Annotated in this window: 20 protein-coding genes; 9 read left to right on the top strand and 11 right to left on the bottom strand. The window is 64.8% G+C overall.

The window, feature by feature from the left end:
• Positions 1–118: 118 nt before the first annotated feature.
• Genes AzCIB_RS12675 through pilL2 form a run of 4 tightly spaced genes read right to left on the bottom strand, consistent with a single transcriptional unit; the run spans position 119 to position 2,337 of the window.
• Positions 119–694 (bottom strand): transglycosylase SLT domain-containing protein, encoded by a 576-nt coding sequence (locus AzCIB_RS12675; RefSeq protein ID WP_050416224.1) that lies wholly within the window; start codon positions 692–694, stop codon positions 119–121.
• Positions 691–1,176, bottom strand: a complete 486-nt coding sequence (locus AzCIB_RS12670; protein WP_050416223.1) for a hypothetical protein — start codon at positions 1,174–1,176, stop codon at positions 691–693. The genes AzCIB_RS12675 and AzCIB_RS12670 overlap by 4 nt, the downstream gene beginning before the upstream one ends.
• Positions 1,177–1,186: 10 nt before the next feature.
• Entirely contained in the window at positions 1,187–1,855 is a 669-nt protein-coding gene (locus AzCIB_RS12665; protein WP_050416222.1) for a hypothetical protein, read from the bottom strand.
• Positions 1,852–2,337: a PFGI-1 class ICE element type IV pilus protein PilL2 gene (gene pilL2 / locus AzCIB_RS12660; protein WP_050416221.1), complete on the bottom strand. Its 486-nt coding sequence runs from the start codon at positions 2,335–2,337 to the stop codon at positions 1,852–1,854. The genes AzCIB_RS12665 and pilL2 overlap by 4 nt, the downstream gene beginning before the upstream one ends.
• Before the next feature lie 618 nt (positions 2,338–2,955).
• On the opposite strand from pilL2, the gene AzCIB_RS12655 reads away from it, so the two are divergent.
• The 9 genes from AzCIB_RS12655 (at position 2,956) to AzCIB_RS12615 (ending at position 11,314) form a co-directional block, all read left to right on the top strand.
• A complete protein-coding gene (locus tag AzCIB_RS12655; RefSeq protein WP_157058494.1) occupies positions 2,956–3,414 on the top strand; it encodes a hypothetical protein in 459 nt (152 codons plus the stop codon).
• Between the two features lie 5 nt (positions 3,415–3,419).
• Complete coding sequence (gene mobH / locus AzCIB_RS12650) at positions 3,420–5,570, top strand: MobH family relaxase (protein WP_050416219.1); 2,151 nt, start codon at positions 3,420–3,422, stop codon at positions 5,568–5,570.
• Positions 5,571–5,820: 250 nt separating this feature from the next.
• Positions 5,821–6,726 (top strand): ParA family protein, encoded by a 906-nt coding sequence (locus tag AzCIB_RS12645; protein ID WP_050416218.1) that lies wholly within the window; start codon positions 5,821–5,823, stop codon positions 6,724–6,726.
• Positions 6,701–8,134, top strand: coding sequence for a ParB family protein (locus AzCIB_RS12640; RefSeq protein ID WP_232299217.1), 1,434 nt, complete (start codon positions 6,701–6,703; stop codon positions 8,132–8,134). The genes AzCIB_RS12645 and AzCIB_RS12640 overlap by 26 nt, the downstream gene beginning before the upstream one ends.
• A gap of 9 nt (positions 8,135–8,143) precedes the next feature.
• Positions 8,144–8,737, top strand: a complete 594-nt coding sequence (locus AzCIB_RS12635) for an STY4526/YPO1902 family pathogenicity island replication protein (protein ID WP_050416216.1) — start codon at positions 8,144–8,146, stop codon at positions 8,735–8,737.
• A gap of 73 nt (positions 8,738–8,810) precedes the next feature.
• The gene (locus AzCIB_RS12630; RefSeq protein ID WP_050416215.1) at positions 8,811–9,209 is read left to right on the top strand and encodes a MarR family transcriptional regulator; all 399 of its coding nucleotides are present in this window, start codon (positions 8,811–8,813) and stop codon (positions 9,207–9,209) included.
• Between the two features lie 10 nt (positions 9,210–9,219).
• Positions 9,220–10,365, top strand: coding sequence for a PFL_4669 family integrating conjugative element protein (locus AzCIB_RS12625; RefSeq protein WP_050416214.1), 1,146 nt, complete (start codon positions 9,220–9,222; stop codon positions 10,363–10,365).
• Entirely contained in the window at positions 10,346–10,828 is a 483-nt protein-coding gene (locus tag AzCIB_RS12620) for a hypothetical protein (protein ID WP_128106571.1), read from the top strand. Before AzCIB_RS12625 ends, AzCIB_RS12620 begins: the two co-directional genes overlap by 20 nt.
• Positions 10,829–10,897: 69 nt before the next feature.
• Complete coding sequence (locus AzCIB_RS12615) at positions 10,898–11,314, top strand: single-stranded DNA-binding protein (RefSeq protein ID WP_128106570.1); 417 nt, start codon at positions 10,898–10,900, stop codon at positions 11,312–11,314.
• A gap of 69 nt (positions 11,315–11,383) precedes the next feature.
• Here the strand turns inward: AzCIB_RS12615 and AzCIB_RS12610 are convergent, their stop codons facing one another.
• From AzCIB_RS12610 to AzCIB_RS12580, 7 genes are all read right to left on the bottom strand, one after another.
• Positions 11,384–11,653 (bottom strand): RES domain-containing protein, encoded by a 270-nt coding sequence (locus AzCIB_RS12610; RefSeq protein WP_050416211.1) that lies wholly within the window; start codon positions 11,651–11,653, stop codon positions 11,384–11,386.
• A 22-nt stretch (positions 11,654–11,675) separates the two neighbouring features.
• Complete coding sequence (locus AzCIB_RS12605; protein WP_050416210.1) at positions 11,676–12,593, bottom strand: DUF72 domain-containing protein; 918 nt, start codon at positions 12,591–12,593, stop codon at positions 11,676–11,678.
• Positions 12,594–13,505: 912 nt separating this feature from the next.
• The gene (ribA, locus tag AzCIB_RS12600) at positions 13,506–14,144 is read right to left on the bottom strand and encodes a GTP cyclohydrolase II (protein WP_018990568.1); all 639 of its coding nucleotides are present in this window, start codon (positions 14,142–14,144) and stop codon (positions 13,506–13,508) included.
• Between the two features lie 152 nt (positions 14,145–14,296).
• Complete coding sequence (locus tag AzCIB_RS12595) at positions 14,297–15,280, bottom strand: IS5 family transposase (RefSeq protein ID WP_021444719.1); 984 nt, start codon at positions 15,278–15,280, stop codon at positions 14,297–14,299.
• A gap of 268 nt (positions 15,281–15,548) precedes the next feature.
• Positions 15,549–17,495, bottom strand: a complete 1,947-nt coding sequence (locus tag AzCIB_RS12590; protein ID WP_050416209.1) for a putative bifunctional diguanylate cyclase/phosphodiesterase — start codon at positions 17,493–17,495, stop codon at positions 15,549–15,551.
• Between the two features lie 14 nt (positions 17,496–17,509).
• Complete coding sequence (locus tag AzCIB_RS12585; protein WP_050416208.1) at positions 17,510–17,902, bottom strand: VOC family protein; 393 nt, start codon at positions 17,900–17,902, stop codon at positions 17,510–17,512.
• A gap of 35 nt (positions 17,903–17,937) precedes the next feature.
• Positions 17,938–19,569 (bottom strand): ATP-dependent acyl-CoA ligase, encoded by a 1,632-nt coding sequence (locus AzCIB_RS12580; RefSeq protein ID WP_050416207.1) that lies wholly within the window; start codon positions 19,567–19,569, stop codon positions 17,938–17,940.
• Positions 19,570–19,736: the final 167 nt, after the last annotated feature.

The raw sequence follows: 19,736 nt of genomic DNA, 5'->3' as shown, positions 1-19,736 counted from the left end.
TGGCGCCGGAGTCGTTCCGGCGCGATGGGATCCCGCACGGAAGGTGGCAGAGGCAGCGCAGAGGTGCGGGCGGTCGCCCCCGATGCGGAAGCCAGTGAGACGCGTCCGATGCGGCAAGTCAGGCATGATCGGGAATCCTTTCCATCCGTGCGAAGACGGAACGCGCGTAGCGGTTGGCCCGCGCCGAGTCGCCGGGGCTGTGATAGGCGCCGGCGGCGTCGAACCAGTTGGCTGCGGAACGGCGCCTCTCGAGGAGGATCGCGCCGGCCACCCGCAGGTTGTGCCAGGGGTCGAGCGCAAGCTCGGGCGTGCGTAACTTGTCGGAGTGGTAGTGCCAGTTAACCTGCATCGGGCCGCAATCCACGTTGCGTACCCCTTGGGCGAGCATGTGCTTGAGGTCGGTGACCGCTTCCGGATAGCGTTGGTAGCGGCGGGGGCTACGGCGGACATTGAGCGTCCACGGCCAGGGCAGCGCCAGCGCGCCCCACTGCATGGTGGACTCCTGGATCGCGATGGCGAAAAGGAGCTTGGGCGGGAGCGCGAGCGACTGGGCCACGATGCGGTAGGCGGGCGGGACTGGTGGATAGACCACGCGGGCGCGCTCGTGGCCGAAGGTGAGCCCAGGCACTGCCGCGAGCAGCCCGCCTTGGCAGAGGCGGACGAGGAAGGTGCGACGTGCGGGAGACGAGTTCATTGCGCCGCACCTCCTGGCGTGAAATACCAGTTGGGGAGGGTGGGGGCGTTCGGAGCGCGCCCGAAGTCGATCGCCTTGCCGTGTGGGTAGAGACGCCGCGTGGCCGCGTCACCGGCTCGCTGCCACGCGAGGACACGCTGCGTATCGTCGTGCAGCAGTTTGGCGAAGAGCTCCGCGTAGCGGTCTCGCTCCGCGTCGGAGCGGGCGTGGATGCCAAGCACTTCGACCGGGCTGATGGTGGCTACGCTGAAGGCGCCGCGTGGGCCGCGCATCAGGCGTCGCGCGCGGTGCAGCTCCTCGAGGGTGATGCCCCAGTAGCCGGCTTCGACGCGATCGACGGCAGCAACTTCGGTGGCATCGGGGGCCGAGGGGTAGGCGGCGGTGGTACCAGGTTGAACGGCGCGCAGCTGCGTGTGGCCGGTCTCGACGGCCGCGGCCGGGTGCAGCGCGGCGACGAGGAGGAACAGGACGGTCTTGCGCATGACTCACGCCTCAGTTCTTGGCATCGACGGCGGTCACGGTGCCATCGGGCAGGCGGAGGTGGACCCGGCGGGCCTGGGAATCGATGCGCTCGATGCGCGCAATTCCGACAGCATCGCCCTCGCGATAGAACGCCAAGTTGCCTTGTGCGTCGCGAATCGCGACAGAAGGTTTACTGCCCCAGGTGTCGATCGACAGGACTGTGGGCATCCGCGGCTTGGGCCCTGCCGGTTTGGGCGGCTTGGCGCCTACGGGCCGCTGTGCCGGTACCGGTTTCGGCAGGGGTGAATTGGCGAGCGCTTCCAGCCGCGCGCGAATGTCGTCATTGCGCTCATCCAACGCGACAAGGTGGGCCTCAATGGACGAGAACCGGGCCTCAAGATCCTCGAAGGAGCGAGAGAGTTCAGCGATGCGGTCGTCAAGCTGGTCCGGCCGTGGCGAGGGAGGGGGCGGCGGCTCGGGTGCCGCGATCGCGGGTAGCGGCTGCGGCACCGGATCCACACCTTCGGGTTTGCGCAGCGGTGCCGACGGGCTCGGGCTGAGGACCAGGAAGACTGCCCCGGCGACGAGCAGGGCAGCGATCAGGTACACGACGCGCGCGCGGTGGCCCGACGCGCGCAGGGAAATGCGTGGAGCGAAGCGGGAGAATGCGCCGACGGGCGGAGTTTGCGGCGCGTTCATTCGATCGTCTCCGGTGGCGTGACAGGTGCGACGGGACGGGTGATGACTGCTTCCACAATCGCCACCTCGTTTGGGGCCTCAGAGTTGGGGCCGCGCAGAGCGATCGTCAGGGTGCGATCGACGGGCGAGGGGTTCACGTTGTACGGGTCCCCGAGGAGGACATGAAGAATCGCGCGGGCCGGGTAGGGTCCCAGGACGCGATGTGATTCGGGCAGGGGCAGGGCCAGGAGGGCGGTGGCAGCGGGATCGGCCGATGCCACGCGGTAGCCGGTCCGCAGGAGGAGGTAGGCGATCGCATCGCCTACGGTTCGCACATGCTCGCGCGGGAAGTTGACGGCTGCGACTACGGCGAGCGGATCGACGACGGCTGCGGCAGGTGCAGGTTCGGCGACGGTGTAACGGGCAAGGCGGACCTGGTCGGGCGTGGTGGCCCACGCACCGGTGACAACCAGCAGCAGCGCAAGCGCAAGAAGGCGAGGCATGTGGGTCCGCTCCGTGAGGGGAGGCGTCCCCACCGGGAGCGGTGAGGACGCCGGGCTGCTGGGGTCAGCGGCCAGTCACGGGGCGCAGTGTGGCGAGCGCGTTTGCGTCTTGCAGCCCGAAATTCGAAAAACATTTTTCGAGTTTCGCCTTGCATCGCGGGGAAGAAAATGGTTGGCGAAAGGGCGCAAGGGTGGGCGGCCGGTGGCGGTCCGCCTTCTACGGGGCTACAGGCCCAACCCGAAAGGGCGCCCAGCTCGAATTCCGCTGGGCGAAGGATTTACGGGTACGGGGCGCCTTGCGGCAAAGGCCGACGGGAGACGGGCCGCCAGACCGCCTGGAGCGGCTTGGCGGCAAATGCGCCAAAGGTTCCGGTACAACCACTGTGGCATGTCAAGCGGAAAGTCGAAAAACCTGGCGCGATTTTGGTGCGGACAGAAAGGGTGAATTGCGGCACGCTCTCGTCGGGATCCGGCAATCGCGGGTGTCATCGAGTCCTCGCCAAGTCCCCTGTCCTATGCCTAAAGTAAGGTGTGCCATGCGCGGCCGCGGGCGGCCGTCCACGGCTTGGGCCAAGACGTGAAGAAAAACAACTCGCACCTTTCAGAGGTGTTTTCGTGATGAACGACCTGCCCCCGCCAATTCCCCCGCACCAGCAGGAGGCCCGTACCCAGGCCGTCATGACCATCGGTCATTTCCTGGAGGGCCTTGGAGAGCCGGGATGGCGCAACGTGCTGCTGTGCTGGCTTGGACGATACGATGGCCTGGAAGCGTACCTCTACCCGGAGGATGACCCGGTCTTGACGGTCCGCGACCTGCTGGCGCGTTACGTGGAGGCCCTGCGGCCGGCTGATCCGGCCCAGCTCGCGGCGGATCTGGTCACCCTGTCGTTCTGCCGGTACCGCGCGAAACGCGACGACGAAAAGTGGAAGCCGCTGGCCGAAACCTTCTCCTCGTTCTGCCGAGGGACGACTGTCGAGGTCTGGGAGTCCGAGCGGCCATCGCCACCGTCGGACGTGCTGCAGAAGTGGCTGCTGGCGCAGTTCTGCGCGGCTCAGATCCGCAATCGCCAGGGCTGATCCCCATGGCCGCGCTTGCCGCCGCATGTTTCCTGGCTGCGGCAGCGCTGGCCGGCTGGCTCGGCTGGTCCATCTACCGCGAACGGGCCGTGCGGCAACGTCCGGCCGATGCCGATGCGGAGCAGGCGACGGCGGGAGCGCCGGCCACCGGTGCCCTTGCCGCCCCCGGTCTGGCCGCCAGCCGAAGCGGCTGGCTCAGGGTCCTCGACGCGCCGACCCTGGTCCAGGTATGCAAGCTTTCGAACGCGCTGCAACAGATCCATCGTGAATCGAAACTGAGCCAATCCACTTGGGATCGCGACGTCGCGCCCGCGATCCTCGGCTACCTGCGGTTCGTGCAGCTCTTGCCGGCCAGCGAAGCGCACCATCACGCCCATGTCGGCGGCTTGGCCGCCCACACGATCGAGGTACTCCATGCAGCGGTCACCTTGCGCAATGGATACCTGCTGCCCAAGGGCGGCGCCGCCGAGGCGATCGACGCCCAGCGCGATCACTGGACCTACGCCGTCATCCTCGCCGCGCTGTTCCACGACATCGGCAAACCGATGACCGACTTGCGGGTGAGTGTCGCCGACCGACCAGGCGGCCCCGGACGGCAATGGCTTCCGGTATCCGGCGACATGCCGACCGCCGGCGCGGTCGAATACGAGGTGCGATTCGCGCCGAAAGCCGAACGCAACTACGGTGCGCACCGTCGCCTGCCGCTGGTGCTGGCGCCGAGGATCGTCCCTGCAACAGCCCTGACCTTTGTGGCGCGCGAACCGTCGGTGATGCGCCAGCTCGAGGCTGCCTGGTCGGGCGATGACGCAACCGGGGTGCTGACCGAGATCGTGCGCCAGGCCGATCGCCGCTCGGCCGCGAGCAACTTGCAGCATGGGCCACGCAACCAGTTCGCGACTGCGACAGCGGTCCCGCTGGTCGACCAACTGATGGACGCCATACGCCGGCTGCTGCGCCAAGGTGCGTTGCCGCTCAACCGGGACGGTGCGGCAGGTTGGATCGGCGCTGGCGCAGCCTGGTTTGTGGCGAAGCGGCTCGCGGACACGGTCCGGGAAGAGATTGCGCACGCCAATCCGGATGATGGCGCGAGCATGCCCGGTCCGGCCAAGAACGACCGGCTGTTCGACACTTGGCAGGACTATGGGCTGCTGGAGCGCAACCCCGACACCGGTCAGGCGATTTGGTACGTGGAGGTCCGCGGCGAGGGCTACGCCCACGAGTTCGCGATGCTGAAGTTCCCCTTGGCGAAGCTCTTCGATTCGGCCGACGACTACCCGTCCGACTTCGATGGCGACCTCGTCGTCAAACCGCCCCGAAAGACACGGGACAAGCGAGCGGACGAACCACCGGGCGACGGCCAGGGCGGGGCACCAAAGCCCGGTGATCGCCCTGAGCGGCAACGCGCCTCGGGTCCGCTGACGCCGCCCGATATTCCTCCTCCCAAGCCCGCCCATGCGGCGACCAGGCCATCCACGGGTCGTGACCAGCCGGCGAGCGAGGTGAAGACCAGCGAAGCCAAGGGGCACGAGGTACCAGCCACGACCGCGAATCTCGGCCGAAAAGACGAATTCCTCTCGGATGACGACTCGGTGACATCCGCGGGCACGACATCCGGGAGGCCCCGCCGCCAACCGCCTTCAGCCACGCGACCCGTTACTCCGTTCGCATCCGTGCCAAAGTCGGACACCGACGACGCCAAGTCCATTCACGAGACGCCCAGCGATGCAGCCGTTCGCTTCATGGCGTGGCTGCAACAGGGGATCGCTGATGGATCCATCCCCTACAACGAAGCCGGCGCACCGGTCCATTTCGTGCCAGAAGGGATGGCACTCGTCTCCCCGCGGACATTCCGCGACTTCGCGGCGCTCTACGGTGACGACGGCAACGGGATGGATCCTGATGCGAGCCCGTCGGACAAGCTGGGCATCGGCATCCAGCGGCAGGTCATCAAGGCGCGCTGGCACTTGGTCGGGCCCGGAAACTCGAACGTTCATCACTTCGGCGTTCTCGGCCGCGGCGGAAAACGCGTAGGAAAACTCGCAGCCGTCGTGATCAAGCACCCCGAGCACTGGTTCAATCCTGTCCCGCCATCGAATCCGAACATTGTGTCCTTTGTCGATCCCGACTCGTCCGAGCAATCCGGTGCATCCTCGTGATCCGCTTGCTCGCGGTTGCCAAACCTGCTCAACCAGGGATCCGGTCCCCATGCCAGTTGCGTGTTTCGGGATGTATCGGCGTTGACAAGCCGAGGATGATGTTCAATTCTGTTTAGGAATACGCTCCATTCCATCCGGGACGCCCTCGTCGCTTCATGCGCGTGTGCCGCAGCTTCACCTCGCCGGCACTCATGCTTTCCCTTCGCTTTCGTCCCCTGCTCGCCGCCGCTGCTTGACCGGAGGAGGTCGGATGATCGTCTACAGCACCGTATCGACTAAAGGAGGCGTCGGGAAATCCACCCTGACCGCTAACCTCGGCGCGCTGCTCGCTGACATCGGCATGCGTGTCTTGCTGGTCGATGCCGATGTGCAGCCGAGCCTCAGTCGCTATTACCCCATTGCCAAGAGGGCGCGGCACGGACTGACGCAAATGATCAAGCAGGGCGCGCTCACAGACGACTGCATTTCGACTATCGACTTCGCGCTCGCGCCCATGCCACTGCGTCGCCAGCCGCGGCTCAACCCGAATGGCTGCCTGGACATCGTCATCTCCGATGCGCCGCAAGGGACGCTCCAGGACTGGCTGGCGCCGCGCATGGACAGCGCGCTGCGCATCAAGCTCGCCTTGCGCAGTCCGCTGCTGCATGAGCACTACGACGTCGTGCTCATCGACACCCAGGGCGCGGTGGGGCACCTTCAGGATGCCGCAGTCCTGGCAGCCGATGTGCTCCTTTCGCCGATCTCGCCCGATATCCTCTCCGCGCGCGAGTTCCTGTCGGGCACTGAGGAATTGCTGAACCGCGTCGAAACGGCTGCTGCATTCGGCATCTCCGTGCCGCAAATGCTGGCGATGATCTACCGTCACGAGAACACCCGCGATGCACGTGAGATCGGCAAGGCCATTTGCGAGAGCTATCAGCAACTCAAGTGCAAGGTCCTGCTCCTGAAGACGGTCATCCCGCACGCCGTTGCATACCGCAATGCTGCCACTGCCCAGGTCCCGGTCCACTGGGTCGACCCGGTCAAGGCGTGTCCTGCAATGCATGCGCTCCTGTGGGAGCTCATTCCGAGCCTCGACGGCATCCACGCCGGTGTGCCGCCCGGAGCCCCCTGCGAGGTTGGCGGTGACCATGACGCCCAGAACGCGATTGCCTGACTCCATCTCGGTCAAGGAGCTGGCCGAGCACATGGAAAAGCGAGGAAAGCTCCAGCCGCAAGCGTCCTCCAATGCCACGACCGGGGAGCGTCGCGCGCTGCTCGCCCAGCATAGCCTGGCGGTCAAGGGGCCGACCAACGCCGCGGCCGACCTCCAGCCGGGCGAGGACGTGGACGGCTGGAGCTTGATGCGCTGCATGGAGATCGACTGCTACGACAAGAACCCACGAATCCGGACCAATCCGCGCTATGCGGACATTCGCGCATCGATCGAATCGCGCGGCGGCCTCACCGAAGCCCTCTCGGTGACGCGCCGGCCCGGTGCCGGGCGGTACATGTGCTATTTCGGCGGCAACACGCGGCTGCAGATCATGCAGGAGCTGTGGCTTGAGACCCATGATCCCCGCTACGAATGGATCCACGTGGTGGTGCGCCCGTGGGTGAGTGAAAGCGATGTCATTGCGGCGCATCTGGCCGAGAACGAGAATCGAGGCGACATCACGTTCTGGGAGCGGGGGCGAGGGGTGGCGCTCCTCAAGAGCGAGCTCGAGTGCGAGCTGAAGCGGCCTCTGTCGCTGCGCGAGCTAGCGGAGCGCGCGCGGGGTTGCGGATTGAAGCTTCATGGCGCGACGGCCGCCAATCTCCTCTTCGCAGTGGATTACCTGGCGCCGATCGGCCCGCACCTCACCCACGAGAGCGCGGGGGCCATTCGAAGCCGTTTCGGGTGCCTGGAAAAGCTTGCCGATGCGATCAACCTGGCCCCCTACGTGCGCAAGACCGCCTTCGACGAGCTCATCGCCGAGGTGGCGACGGGGATCAATGCCGTTCGCGACATGGACGAGCCGCCGCGGCTCACCAAGCCCGAGGTCGAGATGATCCTGTCTCGCATGACCGCCCAGTTCGCGGCGCTCGCGCAATGCGTGCAAGCGGCCGTGGAGCGTGCGCTCGTGGCGGTCGCCGGCGCCGAGGGGCAGCTTGCTTTTGCGGAGATCCACCGCCTCCTAACCGAGCCCCCGAAGGAGGCGGTGCCCGAGGCGACGGACGGCACCGGACACGCTGCGCGAATGACCCCCGCGGGGCGGGCCGGCACGCGCTTTTCGAGGCGGCTGGGCGACTTCGCTGCCGCATTCAAGCTCTCGGACTGCATTCGCCAGGACGCCGGCCGGCGGGGGGGATTCAGCGTTGAGCCGCTTCGCATGCCCTCCGACGCGTCCGGAGAGCCCGAACGCCACGGGGCGCACCGGCTCTTGGTGCAGCTCGCCCTGTCGGCTGAGGGGGGCGACGGGGAAGCCGACGACCCCGTTGTGGCCCTGCTGCGACATCCGGCGTCGTGGTCGCTCACGCGTTCGCTGATCGACGCGTATCACCGCGCATGCACGGAGAAGCCACACACCGCCGAGGACAACTAGGAGGAGGAGATGATCCCGATAAGAAGTGAGCAGCTGCGCTACGCTCTGCTGTCGCATCTCATTCACCTGCTCGACACCGGAGAGCTGCAGACGCTGCTCGAGGCCGGGCTCAGCCCCGAGATTCTGGATACCCTGCGTGCCGCGTCCGCACGGGATCTCGCATCCATCGCCGGCATGCCTCAGCTCGACGTCTGCATTCATTTCGATCCCGCAACGCTCGAGGCCGCCTATCGACGGCACTGCGCGATCGCCGAAATGCGGCAGCTGATGGAATATCACGTGATGCACGGCGCCCAGCCTCCGCTCCTGGTTCACCTCTTCAAAATGACCCTGACGGAGATTCAGCAGCACCGCGCGCTGCTGTGCCCCGATCCGCCGCCTCGCGGCCGGCCGGCCCTTCCCGATCCAAGCGTACGTGAAGCGATCCATAACGCTTGGTCGCGAATTCGATGCACGCACCCGCCACAACGTCAGTTCGTAGATCTCCATCGCGCATTCCCGGACCATTCGATCGCCACGCTGTGGCATGTCGTGCATGAGTTCGACGCGGATGTCGAGGGCATCGATTTTCTGGATTCATCCAATCCAACGTTAAAGCCGTAAACAACTGGATTCATCCAACCCAACAGCAACGCCGACTTCGTTGGGATTCCATTTACCCAGCCGTGCTTCACCGATGTCCGGACATTCCCTTTCCGAGCCGCAGATCACCCTCGAGGTTCTCGTTCGCCTGGACGGTGACTACGCCGCCACCGCCGTCCTCCTCGCCTTGCTGTGGCGGGCCGCAGATCGGGCGCCAGTGCGCATCTCCAGCCGCGCACTGGCCGAGTACACCCTGCTGGGACACCAGGTTGTCCAGCGCGCCTTGCTGCGCCTGGAAAGGCACGGTTTGATCCGCAGTCGCAAGGTCCGCTGCGCCACCGGCGCGTACACCGTCGACATGGCGGCGCTCCGGCACCTCTTGAGCGGCCCCCTTCCCGAATGCGACTTCCTACCCGGATTCACGCCCATTCCGGCGCTGGCCCAACTGCAACCCGTCGAGTCGCCTGCGGACGACCTCACCGACGCCACCTAGAGGAAGACAAATGTCATCCCACCCGATCGCCCCACCGATCCCCCGGTCCTCTCTGGCACCTGTCGACGATCAGCCCGGACTCCTCGATCCCGTCTTTCCAGGCGGAACCCCAATCCCCTTCGAGACCGACGATCGCTCCCCGTTTCCCGATCGTTACAGCATTGCCAAGGAGCGCGAGAAGCTTGCCGATCTCATCGAGGCAGACGACCCCGATCCCCACGATCCGCTCTGGGCGCGCTACGAGCTCTACCTTCAACGCTGCGACAAGCTCAAGCAGATGGAGGCTGAATACCGGGTTACTGCGGGAGCCGACGCCACCGTCGAACCCGCGGTCGCGACCCAGCTGCGCGATCTGGGCTCCCTGGTCGACGACGGTGTCGACACCATGACCCTCCATACGAAAGAGGGCTTTCGGATGTTCATGGGCCGCCGACGCGACCCGGCGGGGCACTACAACGCGATTCCCGGCGGCAAACGGGTCGCCTCGAGCCTGAAAGCATTGTGGGCACTCACGCGCAACAACAACCCCTATGCCGACTGGGCGCTCCTTCGCGCCGATCACCGCATTCCGGAGCTCAGGCGGGCGCTCGACCGCCAAGCAACCCTGCTCAGCGCCGAGCTCAAGAAGCGGGCCGACAAGGGACTGGGTTTCGGCATCCTCAAGTCCCGCGAGCCGAAGGTCCTGGAACTCGGATTCCGCAGCCCCTACGGCTATGTGATTGCCGAGCTGATCGTGGAGTTCGACTACTACATCCGGGTGGTCAAGACCCTTGGCCGCAAGGCTCTGTTCTCCGACAAGGAGGCGCATGACGCCATCCGTCAATTCACCCGGCCGATCCGCGCCGCTTTCGAGGAGTTCATCCGCTTCGAGAACTGGCTCACCAAGCCGGACCTGCTGCCGCTCAGCCGCGCCGACTTCCTGCCCGGCGCCGACGCCAATGCGCAGAAGCGTGTCGCAGCCGTCACCGGTATCTTCGGTGCTGTGCCAGCAGGCATCTACGCAGGCCACCAGATCTCGCGCCACTCCCAGCGCCGTATTTCGATTTCGGACACCGAGAAGGCCATGCTCGAGCGCGTGGCCGCTGAGATCGCCGCCATCGATTCGGAACGTGGCGCAGCGGGCGATGAGGCAACGGATGATGGGCTGGTCGACTGACGCGCCGGAAACGGAGTTGGCGCAACCTGATCCGCCGGGTGCTGCCGATGTCGTCGACCAGCGCTGCGACAGTAAGCCTTGTCAACCGGATGCTGACGCAAAGGCCTTTACGGGTAGGGGCGGCGCCCCCGCCGACGTGCGGCAGGCGCAGGCCCGTGTCGACACGATTCACCGCCAACAGGAGGAACTGTCGCGAATCACACGCCGAGTGCGAGGGCGCACCTTCTACTTGGCGCTCCACCGGCGCACTGTGACCGGGCAGGTGCAACTGCGCTGGCGTGCGGCAGGCGCCGGGCCCCGGGCCGGCCACATCCCCTGGGGCGCCATCCACGCCCATTTCGCCCAACTCCCCGGGACGCTGCGCGAGTGGTATGAGCGCACCCACCGGCGCGCCATCGAGCTCAACCGGCGTGAAATCGAGGCGCGCCTCGCCCTGAAGCATGCCCGGCAGCGCGATCCGTAGTATGCCGCACGGCGGCGGGCACCGGCGTCGGCCACCGTCGTGTTCTACGTCGACGCCAAGGAGTGCAACATGCCGAACGTATTTCGCGGGAAAGGCAATCTCGGCGATACGCCGATCCTCAAGCACGTCCCAATCAACGGGGTCGATGAGGTCGTCGCCGAGATGCGCGTGTTCTTCGACGACTACGCCTACGACCAGACCAACGACGAATATCAGCAGGTCGGCGGATTCTGGATGAGTGTGTCGCTGTGGGGCCAGCGCGGCGAGGACGCCGCGCGCGTGCTGCGGCGAGGTGCGCGCGTGCAGGTCGAAGGCGTCCTCAAGCAGTTCATGTACTCGCCGGAGGGCGCCCCCGACAAGGTGCCCGGCTTCCAGGTGACCGCTGACGACGTCACGCTATGCCTGGGCCGGGTCGAGCGAGCCGACTACAAACCCAAGCGCGAGCTCGCTGGTTCCACGAGCGAGGCGGCTGTCGACGCCACGTAAACGATTGCCCCTGTCTCATCCTGCTTGCGCTGAGGTCGGCCAGTCACAACCGGCAGCGCGAAGCGTATTTCAGTTCTCGGTGATAACGAAGCCTGCCTGTGCGGCCGCGGCGAGAAGGGTCTGCCACCCGTTCGGCGGTTCGAAGCTCATTCGCTCGCTGACGACCAGCTCCGCCTCACCAACGCGGTCGCCAGAGAGAAGCAGGCATTCGCTGTCGTCGTGCTGGCGCGATCGCCAGATCAGACCGTCGGCATCGGGGCAGGCTGCATGGAGGGTCGAGGCCCAGGAGGCGGTGCGGTCATAGTGCGCCGGTCCCGGCTCGAGAAGCTGCGAGCGCATCAGTCCCAAGGCCCGCAGGTTGCTATCGGGGTTCGGTCATAGCTCTCGCGACCATCTGCCGGAATTGGGCCGCGTTCCGTTGCGCATAGTCACCGAAGTTGTTGTTGAAAACGGCATGGACGGACTTGGCCTCCCGCGCCAGCTGTCGGACCTTCTGAGCCAACTCGGTCAACTCCGCATCGGCATAGAGGTAGTTGAACCGTTCCCCGGACGAGCTCAGTCCTTTCTTGTCCCAGGTGTCGGTGTTTCTCCCGTGAAACCGGACAATCGCCACGTGCGGGCACGTCACCTCCCAAAGTGCCGGGACACTGCTGGCAAAGCCTTGGGGTTCATCGACGACGACGTGTGCCAACCGATGTTCCCGTTCAAACGCCATCACCTGGGCTGCCCGATCGCCCTCAAACCAAGTCCGGTTCCGGAACTCCACCGCCACTTGAAATCCCCGGAGCTGTTCAGCGCATTCCAGTATGTGATCGAAAGCCGCCCTGGAGGGCACGAACCAGGGCGGGAACTGGAATAGAACCACCCCGAGCTTTTGGGCTGCACGTAACGGTTCCACGGCCATTGCAAACCGAGTCCATAATTCATCCTTGAGCTCTGGCGGTAGGTCCCTGTAATACACGTTCTTCTTCTGCACTGCTCCCAGAGCATCCCGGATGTCCTTTGGTAATGCCTGCGGATCGGTCTGGTGTTGCGTGAAAAGGCGAAACGCCTTTACGTCAAAGGTGAAGTCGGGAGGTGTTCTCTCGACCCACAACAAGGCGTTTCTCACCGAGGGCATGGCGTAATAGGAGCTGTCCGCCTCCACGACTGGAAATTGGGTGGCGTAGTAATGGAGACGGCCCGCTGGGGTCTTCACTTCGTCGGGGTAGAAGAGTCCGGACTCGATGAGGGTCTTGTCGGTCCATGAGGCTGTTCCGATGAGGATAGTGCCGGTCATGCCGTTCTCCTGGTTGCATCTGTTTCAGGTAGCGTGCACAGGTCAAGACGGTTAGCGTCCCCGCGTGTGCGATGCACTGATCGACGGGCATGGGTGGGCCACCGGACGGTCAGGATTCGCGGGTTTCGGCAGTTGGAGCGAGATTCATATCAGCGTCGCGCCGAGGCGCGTTCCGAGCCCGTGACGCCGACCGCGAGGCCGACCGCGAGGCCGACGAGGTTGCCATGGTGTAGTGGGGCATATGCATCCGTTGCTGGTAGCACTCCTCACACGCGGCAATCCGGACCTCGGCCAGGATCCCGGCCTGCCGCTGCTGGGAATTGCCAACCGATTGACACCAGTCGCCTCGATGCATGAGGCGCGCTGGTGCGTGCGTACTTTTGTCGCGGAGTATGCGCCTGGCGCCGGCAATTGGGCAGGAGGCTAGGTGCTCGACAGCGGCGACCATCAGGTCGCCTATGTCAGCGACAATGGCCGGGTGTGGTTGCCCTGCGGATTGTCCCGGGCGGACTGCCGGCGCGCGAGACGTGAATCCACACCGTTGACCAAGCCGAGCCGGGCGTTGCGACCGGTCAGCCTCTGAGATAGCTCCTGCCTCTGGTTGGGCGCGAAAACGATACAGCGGCGACGAATCCAAACCGGTCGCCTCGCGGTGACCGGTTTCACTTCAAGAAGTGAAATGTCGTGCTCACTGTTGCGTCTAGCTGCGAACGGCGGCGCGCCCACCACAGTGCCCGCGCTCAAGGCTGCGGTCTCGGTCCAATCCCGCTGCGTAGCTGCAACCAAATTGAATTACGCGAAATACTCTTGACGTACGGGCATGCGAAGAGGGAGTCGTCGCTTTCGCAACTGGCTCGTTTGGGCGCGATTGAAGCCTTGGGCCGTAATGTCCAGAGCACACATGCGCCCCGATCAAGCTTCCGGCCAAGGGAACAGATGGCCGAGCCGCTCCGCCTTCGTGCGCAGGTAGCCGGCGTTGTGGGGGTTCGGCTCGATGATGTGGGGGACGCGCTCGGCGACCGCAATGTCGTAGCGCTCCAGCGCGTGCACCTTCCGGGGATTGTTCGTCATCAGCTTCAGCGTCGCGATGCCGAGGCTGCGCAGCATCGCCGCCGCGACCGAGTAGTCGCGCCTATCCGCGGGAAAGCCGAGACGTTCGTTGGCCTCGACGGTGTCGGCGCCTTGGTCCTGCAGCGCGTACGCGCGGATCTTGTTCAGCAGCCCGATCCCGCGGCCTTCCTGGCGCAGGTACAGCAGCACGCCGCGGCCTTCGGTGGCGATTGCGGCGAGCGCCGCTTCGAGCTGCGGGCCGCAGTCGCAGCGCTGGCTGAACAACGCGTCGCCGGTCAGGCATTCGGAATGGACGCGGGTGAGCACCGGCGCCCCGTCGGTCACCGCGCCGAGCGTCAGGGCGACGTGCTCGCGTCCGCTGGCGACTTCTTCGAAACCGTGGAGTTCGAATGTCGCCCACGGTGTCGGCAAGTGACACGCGGCGACGTGGAGGATCTCGCTACCGGACGTTTTGTCCGTTTCGTTGAACTTGTTCTGCATGCTAAGGAAATGCTGAACAAATCAAGTTCAAGCGCCCGCGGACCGATTTCGAGCGCGTATCAGTGATGACCATTCGAGGTCGAAGACATTTTTCGCTTCCGATCGGGTCGTTCACGGGCTGTTGCCCCCCGTTTTCGCTCCTTGGTGTCCCATCAGGACGCACCTCGGGCATGAAGCGCCAACAACGGTCGGCGCGCCAGGAACAGATTGGCCAGGCCGAAGAGCGAGAACAACTGAGCTTCGTTCTTCGCCAGCCCGCGGTAGCGGGTCTTCTTATGCTTGAAGAGGTTCTTGACCACATGGAACGGGTGCTCGACCTTGGCGCGAATGCTCGCCTTGACGCGCTCAAGCTTCTCGAGAAGCTTCCCCAGCCGGTTGGCCGGCAATGCCTTGCGCTTGCTGCGCTTCATGGCGACGTGCCAGGTCACCTTGGTGCCCCGGTTCTCTTCGCGCTTCTCGACGCCCTGATAGCCCGCGTCACCGAGCACCTCCGTCTCCTTACCGTGCAGCAGCTTGTGCGTCTGGCTCACGTCGCTCACGTGGGCGGCCGTCGCGACCACCGCATGCACCAAGCCTGACTCGGCATCGACGCCGATGTGCGCCTTCATCCCGAAGTACCACTGGTTGCCCTTCTTTGCTTGGTGCATCTCGGGGTCGCGCGCCTTGGCGCGGTTCTTGGTCGAGGGCGGCGCAGCGATCAGGGTGGCATCAACGATGGTGCCCTCGCGCATCATCAGGCCCTTCTCGGCGAGATGCGTCTTGATGACCTCGAAGATCTTGCGCGTAAGCCCGTGCGTCTCCAGCAGGCGGCGGAACTTCAACAGCGTGGTCGCGTCGGGCGCCGCTTCCCGAGCCAAGTCGATGCCGACGAAGCCGCGGATCGCCTGGCTGTCGTAGATCGCGTCCTCAATCCCTTCGTCCGACAACCCGAAACACTGCTGCGCCACGTACATCCGCAGCATCCGTCCCACCCCGATCGGCGGGCGCCCGCGACCCGCGCCCTTCGGGTAGAACGGCTCGATCTCGGCCTCCAGCGCCGACCACGGCGTCACCGCCTCGATCTCGGCGAGGAACCGGTCACGCCGCGTCTGCTTCTTCTTGGCGGCGTACTCCAGCTCGGAAAAGCTCGATTGCATCGGTTGAGGTCCCGTTGTGGCTCAGCAGCGGCCATTATCTCAAAGGCATCCCACCAGCCGGGCGGTGGCGGACGAATAAATCAGTGGCTCCCTAATTCCCTGTTGGCTCCGCGCTGCCCGGCCGGACGTCGCGCTACCGCCGGACGTGCGACGGTATCGGGAAAAGCAGCCAGGATCGGCGATTGACGGTCGGTGCAACGGAGGTGGTTGAGATCTATGTGAGTCTTTGCCGGGCATCGCGCAATGGGTAAAAACGCCCCGCGCGGGCTCAGTGCGCGAGTGAAGCCGGGCTCGACCAGGGCGAAGCGGCCCGCCACGCCCCGAACTGGTCGGCCGCCATCGGATGGCTCACAAAATGGCCCTGCGCGATATCACATCCCAGTTCCGTCACGCGCCGCAACGCATCCTGGCTTTCCACGCCCTCTGCCACAACTTCGAAGCCCAGCTTGTGCGCCATCTGTGCGGCCGAGCTGACGATGGTCGCGCAATCCTCGCTCTGTACCAGCGGGATGACAAACGACTGGTCAATCTTGATGGCATCGACGGGCAGGCGATGCAGATAACCCAGGCTCGAATAGCCGGCACCGAAGTCGTCGATGGCAAGTTGAAAACCCAGCCGCTTCAGGGAGTGAAGGATCTCGACCGCGGCCGAGGCGTCCACCATCAGCGCGCTCTCCGTCAGCTCCAGCTGAATCCAGCCTGGCTGGGCTCCCCAGGTCTCGACCAGGCCCTTGAGCTTGTCGAGCAGCGTCGGGTCGCGCAGATCGTGCGCCGAGAGATTCACCGACAGCGGCAGTTCGATTCCTGCCATGTGCCACGCGTAGCGCTGGCGGAACGTCGCTTCGAGAACCCAGTGAGTGACGGGGGTGATCATTCCCGCCTGTTCCGCGAGCGTGATGAACTCGAACGTCGGGACCTGGCCGAGCAGTGGATGCTTCCACCGAACCAGTGCCTCGGCGCCACAGATCGCTGCCGAAGCCAGGTGCAGCTTGGGCTGAAGCTGGAGCGCGAGTTGGTGCCTCTCGATCGCGTGGCGCAGCTCCCCCATCAACGCCAGCCTGCGCGAGGCTTCCTGATCGAGCGCCGGTGCAAAGACCGCGTAGTCCCGACCGGCCTGCATCGCATCGCGCATCGCCACGCGAGCGCGTCGTAGTAACACCTCCGCGTCCGCCCCATGGCCGGGAAACAGGGCCAGACCGGTGTGAGTGTGTACATCGAACGCCAACCCCTCGACGTCGATCGAGGTGTGCAACAACTTCGAAAGCTGCTGTGCCGTCGCGGAGGAGCGAGCCGAATCGGCATTCGGCAACAGCAGCGCGAATTCGCCTTCGCCCACCCGGGCGACTGTTTCGGCAAGCTTGGCCTCGATCAGTCGGCGCGCGAATGTCTGGATGAGCCGATCGCCTTGAGCGTAGCCCAGGGTGTCATTGACTTCCTGCAGATGGTCGAGGCTTACGATCATGAGCGCGAGCGGCTGGTTCTGCGCAACCGCGGTAGCAAGAACGGACTCGAACCGCTCGCATAAGCTCGCCCGATTGGGTAGACCGGTCAGCGCATCGCAGTAGGCCATGCGGTGAATGGTAGCTTCAGCCTCCTGGCGGCGAAGCCGCGAGCGCAGGTTGCCGATGCCGTAAGCGAGGTCGTCGGCCAACTCCGCGAGCAGTTTTACTTCGGCGTCATCGAAGGCGTCCGGCTCCGAGGCCGCAATCCCCAACGTGCCGATCACCTCGCCGTCGACGTGCAGCGGAAAGGCGCTGGCGGATGCGTAGTGAAAGCGAAGCGCCTCCGCGTGCCACGGTGCGTGATCGGGGTCGGTCAGCAGGTGGCGCACGATACACGGTTTGCCCGTGCGGATTGAAATACCGGTCACGCTGTGACCGAACTCGTTGTCGGCCCAGCTCGCATACAGGTTTCGAAGCGTCTCCTCCTCCTGCTCATAGTGGTCGTCGAAACCGAACGCCGCCAGGGAGACGGATTTTCGCTCATCGTGCTGTACGTAGCCGACGTAGCTCATGCGGTAGCCGCCTTGCTCGACGATGACGCGGCACATCGCATTCACCAGTTCGGCCTCATCGCTGGCCCGCAACAGCGTCCTGTTGCCTGCGCTGAGCGTCTTCAGGGCGCGGTTGACGCGAAGCAGTTCCTTCTCGTTGTCGGCTATCGTCGCCGAAGCGTTGGGTCGTGCAATTTGAGCATTGGCTGGCGTACTCATCATTCAGTATAGACAGCCTATCCCTCTTCTTCACATTTGCGGCAGGAGGCCACGAGCTTGTTTCCGTCGAGGTCGCGTATGTATGCGGCGTAGGCATGCGGCGCGAAAGGTCGGGGGCCAGGGGCGCCTTCGCAGGTACCCCCGAGTTCAAGCGCGCGCCGATGGAACTCGCGCACGGCAGCGCGGTTCGGGGCTCCGAGGCCGATGGTCATGCCGTTACCGATAGTGGCGGGTTCCCCGTTACGGGGGTAGAGGATCATGAACTGCGGTGCATCGATACCCCAGCCGCAGGCCTTGCCTTCGACCTCAAGCAGGCACTTGAACTGCAGCGGTTCGAGAACCTGATCGTAGAAGGTCTTCGCGCGCGCGATGTCGCGCGTCCCGAGCGTGACGTGGGTAAAGATGCTCATGGTGTCTTCCTCTCTGTTTTTCTGCCCTATGGGGATCAGCGCTTGCTGACCTTGATGTCGGTCTCTTCCAGATCCCAGGTCGTTGGCGTCTTGCCCTCTTCGCGCAGCTGGTACTTCAGCACCCGGCCCTGCGGGTTCTTGGGCATCGAGCTGCGGAATTCGATATAGCGGGGGAGGGCGTAATAGGGAACGGAGTCGATTGCCCACTTGAACAATTCTTCGGGCATGAGGGCGCTGCCGGGCTTGAGAATCGCGGTGACCTTGACGTCATCCTCGCCCTTGTCGGAAGGCACGGCGTGGACCGCAACTTCTTCGATGGCCGGATGCGCTGCGAAGGCGGCTTCCATCTCGAAGCTAGAGATGTTTTCGCCGCGCCGGCGCAGGTAGTCCTTCTTGCGGTCCACGAAATAGAAGAAACCTTCTTCGTCGAATTTTCCGATGTCGCCGGTGTGGAACCACATGTTGCGCAGCAGCTTCATGGTGTCGGCGGGGCGTCCCCAGTAGCCCATGAACATGATGTCGGGGCGCAGGGGGCGAACGACGATCTCGCCTGGCGTGTTGGCCGGAAGCTCGCGATCGAGGTCGTCGACGATGCGCACGTCGAAGTCGGGGATGCGCTTCCCGGAGGAGCCGGGCGCTGCGTACTCGCCGCCGGGTAGCGAGGTAATGACGCTCGCTTCGGTGAGGCCGTAGCCATTGCCGCCCACCTGCTTGGCGCCGAAGCGTTCGCGCCAGATCTTCTTTGATTCCTCGGTGAAGGGGTTGCCGCGCACGGTGTGGATTTGTCCGACGCAACGTTTCATCGACTCGTTGTCCGGCGCCTGGGCGAGCAGTCCGCCCATGCTGCCGAGGATCGACGCGATGGTGGCGCCGCTGCGCTCGACTTCGGGCCAGAAATTGGATACCGAGAAGCGCTGCACGATCGCGACCCGGGCGCCGACCATGATGTTCGAGAGGATGCCGACACACAGCGCGTTCATGTGGAAGAGCGGCAGCGGGGTGATGGTGATGTCATTCTCGGTTGCCGGTCCCGCGCGCAGCTGGAGGCGGGCGAGATTGCACATGTAATTGTAGCTCAGCATGCAGCCCTTGGACGGCCCGGTGGTGCCCGACGTATAGACGATGCAGGCGAGGTCCCAGGGATTCGGCTTCGTCTCGATCGCGTCGTCGCGCCGGCCCCGGTGTTCGTCCAGCGGCGCGATGCGGGCGCGGCACTCCGGGACCTTGGTGAGGTGGGTGCGGTGAAGGATCAGCTGCATTTCCGGCAATCCGTCCGCCACCTGCGCGATGCGTTCGACGTAATCCGCCTCGCAGATCACGATTGCAGCCTGCGAGTCCGCGATCTGATGGCGGAGGAACTCGCCCCGCAGCGCAGTGTTGACAGGAACACTCACGGCACACAGTTTGTTGATGGCGAGCCAGGTCACGACTGCATCGATGTTGTTGTCGAGCATGCTCAGGACCGTCTGCCCGGCCTGGACGCCCAATGCTGCGAGCGAGTGGGCGAGGCGCGTCGAAAGCTGGTCGACCTGGCCGTAAGTGTAAAACTCGCCGCCGAAGTCGAGCAGCACCCGCTCGGGGTGCTTTGCAACTGCCCGGTCGAGTGCCGCGATGACCGTATCCTGTGGGCCGACCGACCAGCTTTCCTGATTGCCCATGCCTGCCATGTAATGTCTCCTGTCCCGATTCGCCGTGTTGGGGTGATGTGCAGCTTTCCTTGTGATGGTAAAACATAAACACAAAGAGAAAAACTGTCAAATATAAGGAGGCGGAGTGATCATTTTGATGGGGGCTCGGATGTTCATGCGGTTGGGGCACGCTACAATCACCGTCG

This window comes from Azoarcus sp. CIB (genome assembly GCF_001190925.1).
GTDB lineage: Bacteria > Pseudomonadota > Gammaproteobacteria > Burkholderiales > Rhodocyclaceae > Aromatoleum.
The sequence above is the reverse complement of the archived record's forward strand: the minus strand, read 5'-3'. Positions and strand labels throughout refer to the sequence as shown.